Source organism: Virgibacillus dokdonensis, from assembly GCF_900166595.1.
Taxonomy (GTDB): Bacteria; Bacillota; Bacilli; order Bacillales; family Amphibacillaceae; genus Virgibacillus; species Virgibacillus dokdonensis.
In genome coordinates, this window is record NZ_LT745761.1 from 1 (window position 1) to 1,154 (window position 1,154).

The 1,154-nt window shown below is 37.9% G+C and carries 1 pseudogene; it reads right to left on the bottom strand.

Annotation, left to right across the window (positions count from 1 at the left end):
* Nucleotides 1–1,078, bottom strand: a pseudogene (locus tag B2C77_RS00440) (IS3 family transposase); the annotation flags it as partial.
* Nucleotides 1,079–1,154: the final 76 nt, after the last annotated feature.

Below are 1,154 nucleotides of genomic sequence, written 5' to 3' on the forward strand. Positions count from 1 at the left end.
TGATCCGAATGAATAAGCAGTGCATCTTCCTCTGATAACCGTTTAAATGATTTCTCCAACATTTCCGATACAAGTGAATAAGTAGGTCTAGAGTCGATTGTATAGGCAATGATTTCCCCATTATATAAATCCAGTATAGGTGAAAGATAGAGTTTCTCCCCAAATAATTTAAACTCTGTAATATCCGTTACCCATTTTTGATTTGGCTTTTCGGCATTAAAGTTCCGATCTAAAATATTTGGTGCGATATTGCCAACCTTTCCTTTGTAAGAGCGATATTTTTTCATTCGAACTAGGCTTTTTAAACCTAATTCTTTCATGATGCGTTGGACTTTTTTATGGTTTACCTTATGCCCTCGATTCCATAGCTCGTCCCGGATACGGCGGTATCCATAACGTCCTTGATGCTCATCGTAGATAGCTTGAATCAGCTTTTTCAACTCCACATCTTTATCCGGAAGTCCGAATTTACTTACTATATAGTAGTACGTGCTACGTGGAATCTCTGCCAGCTGCAGAAGTGCCTTCACAGGGAATTCATGCCTTAGTTCATAGACTACTTGCGCTTTGTCCTGTTTGGTAATTTCTCCTTGTTTTGAACTAAGGCATTCAACTTTTTTAAATAGGCATTCTCCATGCGTAAACGATCTATTTCTGCTTGTAATGCTTCCGGAGTCCCTTCATCCGGCTTTTGCTTTTTAGATGTATGATCAGAACTTTTTTTCATGGATGGACGCCCCTTTTTCTTTGGTTCTAGGGCATCTATTCCTTCTGCTTCCAATTGCTTTTTCCATTGTAAAAGCGTGGAATGTGTAGAAATATTAAAGATCGCTGCTGTTTCCCGGATAGATGTCCCTTGTTCGTTCATATAATTAAGTACATCTAGTTTATACTGCAATGTGTAAGATGTATAGCATTTTTCAAAAGCTTTTTCTCCGTGATATTCATATTGTTTAATCCAATTTAAGAGGACTGAATGGTCAACTCCTATGGATTTAGCCATTGACTTTACGCCTTCTGCACCACTTTGATAGCGAATGACTGCTTGTATTTTTTCAACATTGGTGAATTTAGCCATAAAAAACTGCACCTCCATTTATTAGAGTTGTGTCTAAAAATTGGGGTGCAGTTCATTCACACTGGTGGTTTTGATT